Source organism: Ruegeria sp. SATB027 (genome assembly GCF_059613825.1).
Genome location: NZ_JBXWTH010000078.1, coordinates 1 through 4,759, shown reverse-complemented (window position 1 = coordinate 4,759; position 4,759 = coordinate 1). Strand labels below are relative to the sequence as shown.

General features: G+C 55.6%; 6 protein-coding genes and 2 pseudogenes. 2 read left to right on the top strand and 6 right to left on the bottom strand.

Annotated features, from left to right (window positions below):
* Positions 1 to 58 precede the first annotated feature (58 nt).
* Positions 59 to 580, bottom strand: a pseudogene (locus tag AC2FPW_RS19935) (transposase); the annotation flags it as partial.
* A 90-nt stretch (positions 581 to 670) separates the two neighbouring features.
* Between AC2FPW_RS19935 and AC2FPW_RS19930 the strand changes: the two are divergent.
* Positions 671 to 1,663 (top strand): IS481 family transposase, encoded by a 993-nt coding sequence (locus AC2FPW_RS19930; RefSeq protein WP_496815088.1) that lies wholly within the window; start codon positions 671 to 673, stop codon positions 1,661 to 1,663.
* Positions 1,664 to 1,753: 90 nt separating this feature from the next.
* Positions 1,754 to 1,939: pseudogene (locus AC2FPW_RS19925) on the top strand (transposase); the annotation flags it as partial.
* A 12-nt stretch (positions 1,940 to 1,951) separates the two neighbouring features.
* Here the strand turns inward: AC2FPW_RS19925 and AC2FPW_RS19920 are convergent.
* Genes AC2FPW_RS19920 through AC2FPW_RS19900 form a run of 5 tightly spaced genes read right to left on the bottom strand, consistent with a single transcriptional unit; the run spans position 1,952 to position 4,732 of the window.
* Positions 1,952 to 2,296 carry an antibiotic biosynthesis monooxygenase family protein gene (locus tag AC2FPW_RS19920; RefSeq protein WP_496815086.1) on the bottom strand — a complete coding sequence of 115 codons (345 nt, stop codon included), beginning with the start codon at positions 2,294 to 2,296 and terminating at the stop codon, positions 1,952 to 1,954.
* Positions 2,247 to 3,509 carry a cation:proton antiporter gene (locus tag AC2FPW_RS19915; protein WP_496815085.1) on the bottom strand — a complete coding sequence of 421 codons (1,263 nt, stop codon included), beginning with the start codon at positions 3,507 to 3,509 and terminating at the stop codon, positions 2,247 to 2,249. The genes AC2FPW_RS19920 and AC2FPW_RS19915 overlap by 50 nt, the downstream gene beginning before the upstream one ends.
* Entirely contained in the window at positions 3,506 to 4,003 is a 498-nt protein-coding gene (locus AC2FPW_RS19910) for a peptide-methionine (S)-S-oxide reductase (RefSeq protein ID WP_496815084.1), read from the bottom strand. The genes AC2FPW_RS19915 and AC2FPW_RS19910 overlap by 4 nt, the downstream gene beginning before the upstream one ends.
* A gap of 4 nt (positions 4,004 to 4,007) precedes the next feature.
* Positions 4,008 to 4,466 carry a carboxymuconolactone decarboxylase family protein gene (locus AC2FPW_RS19905; protein ID WP_496815083.1) on the bottom strand — a complete coding sequence of 153 codons (459 nt, stop codon included), beginning with the start codon at positions 4,464 to 4,466 and terminating at the stop codon, positions 4,008 to 4,010.
* Positions 4,421 to 4,732, bottom strand: coding sequence for an N-acetyltransferase (locus AC2FPW_RS19900; protein WP_496815087.1), 312 nt, complete (start codon positions 4,730 to 4,732; stop codon positions 4,421 to 4,423). The genes AC2FPW_RS19905 and AC2FPW_RS19900 overlap by 46 nt, the downstream gene beginning before the upstream one ends.
* Positions 4,733 to 4,759 lie beyond the last annotated feature (27 nt).

Here is a 4,759-nt window from a genome sequence, read left to right as displayed (position 1 = left end):
GCCTTTAACAATATGACTTGGAAAATGGCCGCATAGGGTCAATAGTGAAACTGTCCGGAAACAGGGACGAAGTCCAGCTGAGGTCGCGCCGTTGCCAGCGTTCATAGTCTTCCCACCAATTCGCTTTGAGCCGAGAAACCGTGGTCGAGGACAGGCCCACCGCATTCGGGCCCAGCAGCGCGGCCAGGGCCTCCTGAAAATCGCCGGTAGAAATGCCCTTGAGGTAGAGCCAGGGCAAAAGCTCTTCGACGGATTTCGCCTTGCGAAGATAGGGCGGCAGGATCGACGAGGTGAACCGAACTTTCTCGACCTGCGGGCCGCGATCCCGAACGCGTGGAACCTTCACGGGCACCGGGCCGACACCGGTCATCACGTCGCGCTCGGGCAAATGGCCATGCCGAACGACCCGAACATGTCCCTCTGGCGTCGTCTCACCAGAAAACTGAGCAAGCAATGCGCTCACCTCTGCTTCAAGCGCCTGCTCGATCAACTGTCGTGCCCCTGTCCGGATCAAACCTGTCAGCGGATCGGAAGAAAATCCGTTTTGATCAGGCAAGGCGGTGATGGTATCTTCTCTCATGTGGCATATCCCTTTCTCTGCAGAGAATTGACGGCGTTCTGAACACCGCCATGATATGCCGCCCCTCAGGGCCATCACCAACTTTCAGCTATTTCTCACCTTGCCGAGGAGCTGGGTAATGTCTCGAAGGCTTGCCAAGTCATGGGCATGTTACGCGACACGTTCTACCGCTACAAATCAGCGGTCGAGGACGGTGGTGTCGAGGCGCTGTTCGAGCGCACGCGGCGCAAGCCTAATCTGGCGAACCGGGTGGATCAGGCGACCGAGGACGCGGTGATCAAATCCGCCACTGATTTCCCGGCTTATGGCCAGGCCCGCACTTCGAACGAGCTGCGTAAGCTGGGTGTCTTCATCTCGCCATCAGGCGTCCGGTCGATCTGGCTGCGGCACGATTTGGCCAACTTCAAAAATCGGCTCAAGGCGTTGGAAGCCAAGGTTGCCGAGGAAGGCACAATCCTGACCGAGGCCCAGGTTCAGGCGCTTGAAAAGAAGAAGCTGGACGATGAAGCCTGCGGCGAGATCGAGACGGCCCATCCGGGCTATCTGGGCTCGCAGGACACGTTCTATGCCGGCACCCTAAAGGGTGTTGGACGCTTTTATCAGCAGACCTATGTCGACACCTATTCCAAGGTGGCTCATGCCAAGCTCTACACCACCAAGACGCCGATCACCGCCGCCGATCTGCTTAATGACCGGGTGCTGCCGTTCCATGATGAGCACGACCTGCCGGTGCTGCGGATCATGACCGACAGAGGCACGGAATATTGTGGGCGCGTCGACAAACACGACTTCCAGCTCTTCCTGGCAATCAACGATATCGATCACACCAAGACCAAGGTGAAATCACCGCAGACCAACGGCATATGTGAACGCTTTCACAAGACGATTTTGCAGGAATTCTATCAGGTCGCGTTCCGCAAAAAGCTCTACGAAAGCATCGGCGCGTTGCAGGCTGATCTCGACGAATGGCTGCGCCACTACAACACCGAACGAACTCATCAGGGCAAAATGTGTTGCGGCAGAACGCCGTTCCAGACCATGATTGAGGGCAAAGAAATCTGGAAGGAAAAGTTCGTGAACTGAACTCGGCCTGACAGACGCCGCCAGAAAAAACGGCCAACTGTCAGATCACATCTGAACCACTACACTTCAATCGATTTGTGCTACACGCCCATCCCAGGCCGAAAGCAGCGCAAGACACCCGTCCGGTATGACAAGCGCCGCTACAAACGACGTAACCGGATCGAGATCATGTTTAGCAGGCTCAAGTATTGGAGGCGTGTCGCGACCAGACATGACCGCTGTCCCAAAGTGCTCCTCTCAGTCATCGCACTCGCGGCGACCGTCACCTACTGGTTATGGACCCTGACCCTAGGGCTCACGGTTCGTTTCATCAGAGCGGATGCCTGCACCAAAATTCATCGAGTGATGCTCGACAACTTCAGCGACAACAACGTCATACTCTAAGAAAACCCCGTTCTTGCCACGGTCCTTGGCGTATTTATGTTCCGGGTGAACATCCCATTCCTCGATCGCCTCGTAGCTTTCGAAATAGCCTATCAGAACCTTTTCGCCATCTTCGGCTGTGAAAACCTTGTGGCTGAGATAACCTTTTAGGCCTTTAACGATTGTGACCATCCGTGCATAGAGTTCATCAAACTCACCCTTAAAGTCTGGGTCGACGCGGTGGCGGAAAACCTCGACATGTATTGCCATTTCCTGTCCTTTCTTTGCTTTTGTTTCTCATGCATCCGATGCGCGTTGCAAGGGGGGTGGAACTAAGCCCGTGCAGCAGGATCGATAGACCCACGGTGAGCGAGACGCAAGACAGCAGCTCATCTTCGTTCGGAAAGTCAAACTGATCCATCATCAGAAGCGTAAAGAGGATCGACGCCAGACCTCGTGGTCCAAACCAGCCCAGAAAGAGCTTTTCCCGCGCTGGCAGGCCGCTTCCCGTCAGCGAAACGAAGATGGGCAACACTCGCACAATTGTTAAAAAAACAAATGCAAGGACGATAGTTGACAGGCCCGCATGGGCCAACCCGTCAGGCAGCAGGAATGCACCGAAAACGAGGAAGGACGCCATCGTTAGAAGCTGACCCGCGCCTTCCATGAACTCGCTGATGAAGTGGATGTCATGGCGGTATGTGTTGCCGAACACCATCCCCGCGACGAAGGCTGCGATAAAGCCGTTTCCATGGATGGCGCCGGCCACACCGTAAGCTGCAAAGGCGGTGATGAGGAACACCACGGCACCCGAAGCTTCCTGCATCAGGTCCCTGTTTTCCGCCCAGTCCATCGCCTTGGCAGCAATCCAGCCGATGGCGACCCCTGCGATAGGGCCAAGAATGATCTCGGTCATAGCTTCGAGCGCCAGACCGTCAATGCGCGCGCTGCCGGCAGCGGAGGAAGCGAGTATCGCACCGAGCAGAACGAAGGGGAGAACTAGGCCGTCATTGAGCCCACTCTCCATGTTGATTGTTTGGCTGAGATGATCCGGCACCTCTGGGTTAGACACGACAGACTGACCGAGGGCCGCATCCGTGGGCGTTAGAACGGCGGCTGTCAGAAGTGCAACTGCAAGTCCCGACGTCGGGTTAAGCCACAGTGCAACCAACGTTCCCAATGCAATCGTCAAGGGAAGGCCGATCACGAGCATGCGCGTTGGAATTTGCCAGTCCATTGCAAGCTTCTTGAACCGAACGTGGCTGGCGTCAGAGAAAAGAACGAGGATAAGCGCGATTTCGGCTAAGAGCTTTTTGCCCTCGTGGATCGTATCGGGGGCAAGGCTCGCGTGGAGCGGGCCGGACAGGACGAAGCCAAGTGCGGTGAAAATGATAGGAAGAGTTAGCAGGCTGCGAGAAATTGCCTTGCTAAAGAGCGAGTAAATGGCGAATGTCAAAAGCAACAGAAGGACTGTCGGGGTCATGTTTTCGGTTCTTCCATATTCAGCAGAGCGCTGTGCCGTGCCCGGAGTTTGACAAGCTTCGGTTCGATATAGGTTTGGCAGAAAGGCCATTTCGGGTTGAACTTGTAACAGCTGTGAAAGCGCTCGTCCGATGCCTTGAATTCGCGATAGGAAAGAACGCGCGTGACGAACGTCGCGCCAGTCTCGAAGGCAAGCTGTGACATGTAGCTTAGGCAAGCCGCTGATTGATCGGCATCAGTGGTATAGATCGCACTGCGATACTTCCCACGCATCTTGTGTTGGGCTTCGCTGGCGTGTGTTGCAAGGTGGACAGCGATCAGGTCCTTGGGGTCTATTACTTCAGGATCAAAAGTGACATCGGCAGCCTCAGACCAAGTATCATCGGGCACGTCAGATCGGATGAGACCCTGACGCACATCCAGAACGTCCCGAAGCGGTTGAAAAACCGCCTCGGTGCACCAAGGACATCCGCCTCCGAAACCGATGGTTGTCACCCAATCACTCCGCTACGGGAACCTGGCCTTGCGCCAGCTTGAGGCGCGTCCAGAGATTCATGTTGATCACGATGGCCGCGATTTCGGCGATCGCTTTTTCGTCGAAGTGAGAGACGAGTGTCTCGTGACGCGCGGCAAAACCGGCGGGGTCATAATCGGTCAGCGCTTCGCAATAAGCCAGTGCGAAACGCTCTGCCTCAGTATACATGGTGCTTTCTCGCCAGCTTGCCAAATGGGCGACTTTTTCGGCTACGATGCCTTGATCATGCGCCGCTTTGGTGTGCAGGATGAGGCAGTAGGAACATGGGTTCATCTGGGCGACCCGCAGACGCAGGAGTTGGGCCAACTGCCCGTCAACGGACAAGTCTGCCGTGTACCCCACAGAGGCGGCCATTTGCTTGGCGATTCTGTGGAACTCTACCAGATCGGGGTCAAAGCGGGTGTTTTCAAATGTAACGGACATGTTCGGTCTCCTAAGTTGAATTTCCTGCGCCATTCCGGGCGTTTCAGTGCGATCTTCCGTAGAATCGGACATGTCAGGCGTATTTCGTTAGAAAGGTTTTCGATCTCTTCGAAAACTACTGTGGCTGATTGTACACCCAACCCGCTCCCGCGGAAAGACGGGTCGACCTCGACTTGCGTGAGCGCCATTCTGTCGCCTTGCCAGCCGTAGTTAAAAATGGACTTCGTCCCTGTTTCCGGACACTGGGGTACTTTACCCCTGTCCATGAAAGGGGCACCGAATGGGACAACATC

What these genes read in the sequence shown, in the direction of transcription:
- AC2FPW_RS19920 (WP_496815086.1), bottom strand. Translation starts at nt 2,296, where the DNA reads ATGGCAATACATGTCGAGGTTTTCCGCCACCGCGTCGACCCAGACTTT.
- AC2FPW_RS19915 (WP_496815085.1), bottom strand. Translation starts at nt 3,509, where the DNA reads ATGACCCCGACAGTCCTTCTGTTGCTTTTGACATTCGCCATTTACTCG.
- AC2FPW_RS19905 (WP_496815083.1), bottom strand. Translation starts at nt 4,466, where the DNA reads ATGTCCGTTACATTTGAAAACACCCGCTTTGACCCCGATCTGGTAGAG.
- AC2FPW_RS19900 (WP_496815087.1), bottom strand. Translation starts at nt 4,732, where the DNA reads ATGGACAGGGGTAAAGTACCCCAGTGTCCGGAAACAGGGACGAAGTCC.